3 protein-coding genes are annotated in these 2,852 nt (G+C 65.7%); 1 reads left to right on the top strand and 2 read right to left on the bottom strand.

What is annotated here, in order from left to right; translation table 11 throughout:
• Positions 1-1,152, top strand: a 1,152-nt coding sequence (locus Q0072_RS13680) for a TonB-dependent receptor (protein ID WP_298331139.1), incomplete at its 5' end; no start/stop codon positions are given.
• Positions 1,153-1,307: 155 nt separating this feature from the next.
• Here Q0072_RS13680 and Q0072_RS13675 read toward each other — a convergent pair.
• Both Q0072_RS13675 and Q0072_RS13670 read right to left on the bottom strand, forming a co-directional pair.
• The gene (locus Q0072_RS13675; protein ID WP_298331137.1) at positions 1,308-2,072 is read right to left on the bottom strand and encodes an avidin/streptavidin family protein; all 765 of its coding nucleotides are present in this window, start codon (positions 2,070-2,072) and stop codon (positions 1,308-1,310) included.
• A partial coding sequence (locus tag Q0072_RS13670) for a hydantoinase B/oxoprolinase family protein (RefSeq protein ID WP_298331135.1) occupies positions 2,069-2,852 on the bottom strand: 784 nt, incomplete at its 5' end. The genes Q0072_RS13675 and Q0072_RS13670, both read right to left, overlap by 4 nt.

The following is a 2,852-nucleotide window of genomic DNA, read 5'->3' as shown; positions in this document are numbered from 1 at the left end:
GAGGAGAGCTATCGCGGCGACCTGGATTTCTCCTCCGCCAAGGCCGTGGGCCAGGGCCAGGACCTGGATGTGGAGATGCTGAGCCAGGAACTGCGCCTGACCTCCCCCAACGATCAGGCCTTCCGCTGGATCGCCGGCGCCTATTACCTGCACACCAACCGCGATCTGACGACGACGGTGTTCCTGGACAATAACGGCACCATCCCCGGCTTCACGCCGCTGTTCGTGTTCGGCGACGAAAGCAATTCCAATGACGCCTATGCCGTTTTCGGGCAGGGGGCGTTCGATGTGACGGAGAAGCTGGAACTGTCCGGCGCCCTGCGCTTCGACAGCGATCAGCGGGAACAGACCGATCTTCTGCGCAACAACGCCGTGCGCGAGAAGACGTTCAAGAAATGGCAGCCGAAAGTCACCGCTAAGTACAAATGGACCGATGCGGTGATGACCTATGCCACGTTCTCCACCGGCTTCCGGTCGGGCGGGTACAATGCGCCGACTGTCAATCCGGCCATTTTCGCCAAGGAAACCACGACCAATTATGAGGCGGGTTTCAAGGCCACCATGGCGGACGGTCGTGTCGTGCTGAACGGATCGGCCTTCCGCACCAGGCTGAAGAACGCCCAGATCTTCAAGGTCGACCTGGTGGCCGGCGCGCAGATAATCGACAATATCCGCAGCGCCAACCTGACCGGCCTTGAGTTGGAGATGCAGGCCCGTCTGGCGCTGGGCTGGGACCTGTTCGGCGGCATCGGCCTGACCGACAGCGAGATCAAGAACTTCAATGGCACGGCCATCTACAAGGGCAATCAGCTTCCCAACAACACCAAGTTCGCGCTGAACGCCGGCAGCCAGTACAGTTTCGACATCACCGACAGCGTCGGCGGCCTGCTGCGTTTCGATATCGATCATCGCGGCAAGCAATATTACACGGCCGACAATATCGACTTCCGCAAGTCGATCACCCTGATCGACCTGCGGGCCGGCGTGACCTATGAGAACTGGTCGCTGACAGCCTATGTCAAGAACCTGACCGACAAGCAGTATTTCAGCGAGTATGCCGACGCCTTCTGGTCCGGTTCCGCCACGGGCCAGGATCTGGGCCAGCTCTCCCGCCCGCGCAGCTATGGCGTGACGGCCAAGGCGAAGTTCTGATCCACGCCCCGTCTGGGGGCAAATGGTTGACCGCTGTGACTGCACCCCCCGCCCCGCAAGGCAGGGGGATTTTTTGGTTGGGAGATCCGTAGCGCGGATTGGCGAAGCTTAATCCGCGGAAATCCGATCAACGTGGCTCCGCGGATTACGCTTCGCTAATCCGCGCTACACATGACCCGCGCGAACCGCCGCCCGTTGATCCGCGTCTGCAGATAAAGGCTGTCGGGCGGGGTGGGGTGGCTGGTCAGGTCGATCATGGACAGCATGTCGGAACCGGCGGGCAGGGTGCCGGCCAGCGCCATCACCTCCCCGCCGGGCAGCAGGCCGGTCAGGGCCAGGGAGCGCACCGCTCCCCGCCCCGCGAACCCCCGCAATTCCATCGCCCGTCCCGACCGGCGCAGTTGCCCCCGCACCCGGTCGAAGCCGGCATCGGAAGCGGTGATCAGGTCGATCTCCGCGCCCTCCGCCTCCCGCCAGGTGCCCGTCAGCGGCGTATCGATGGCGGCTGCGGGCGATGGCAAAGCCGGTGGGGGGCCGGCATCGCCGATACGGCGATAGGTCAGCCGGTCGATATGCGTCCCGGCCTGGGCCAAGCCAGGGAAATCGCTGCTGGCCACCAGCGCGTGGGTCAGCCCCATGACGGGGGCGCCGTCGCGCAGGCTGATCTGGCCCGAGAGGCCGGAACACCAGTCCCAGCTTGGATCGGCCGGTCCCGGCACCAGGGAGTGCCAGGCAATGGCCAGCGCCAGGGGCTTGCCCCTCTCCGGTCCGGCCGCACCCGCCACGGCATGGCCGCAGACGGCATATTCACCGGTGGAGCCGGTGCTGGACACATAGCGGCCCCGGAAGACACCATCATCCAGGGCCCACAGTTCCATGCGCGATCCGTACTCGTTCGTCCAGACGCCGGACAGGTTCATACTGCGCCCTCGCCGAACAGGCCCGCCTGTTCGGCCGTGATGTAGCCGTTCTTCAGATCGGCCAGCACGTCCGCGCGCGGACGTTCGCCGGGCGGGCCATAGCCGCCGCCGGTGGCGGTGTAGAGGCGGATCACCTCTCCCCGGCGAACGGGCAGGGCGGTGACCATGGAATGGGTCTCCACCCGCCCGTCACTGCGCAGAATCTCCACCCGGTTGCACGATCCCTCGTAGCCGCCCTCAGCTCCCCAGGGGCGGGAGCGGGTACGGGTGGCGGAGAAGGTCAGCATGGCCTCCGCCGCCGTGATCCGGTAATCCAGCACCACGCCTTTGCCGCCGCGCCAACGGCCCTCCCCGCCCGGTTCAGTGTGGAAGGCGTACTGGTCGATCTCGAACCCGTAGCGGCTTTCGGCCAGCTCGATAGGGATATTGTAGGTCTCGCCATTGCCGCAGCAGAACTGGCCATTGTCGCCGTCCAGCCCGGCCGACGCCCCCCAGCCGCCCAGCAGCGGTTCCCCCATCACGAACAGCGCGCCCGTGTCGGGCAGCAATCCGGAGATGAAGGTGGCGCCCACCGACCGCGCATGCCCCACCGGCAGCTTGCCCGGCACCGCCGGCATCAGCGCCCGCCACATCACCTCGATCGCGGCGATCATGGTCTCGTAATAGATCGATACGGGGGCCGGGCTTTGCGCCGTGACGATGGTGCCGGGCGGGCAGATGATCTCCAGCGCCCTGAAACAGCCGCCATTCGCGGGGATGGCGGGATCGGTCACGGCCTTG

Origin of the sequence: Asticcacaulis sp. (genome assembly GCF_027484505.1) — a bacterium.
Classification (GTDB): Bacteria; Pseudomonadota; Alphaproteobacteria; order Caulobacterales; family Caulobacteraceae; genus Asticcacaulis.
Note: the sequence above shows the minus strand (reverse complement) of the source record. Positions and strands in the feature narration are given on the sequence as shown.

What these genes read in the sequence shown, in the direction of transcription:
- Q0072_RS13675 (WP_298331137.1), bottom strand. Translation starts at nt 2,072, where the DNA reads ATGAACCTGTCCGGCGTCTGGACGAACGAGTACGGATCGCGCATGGAA.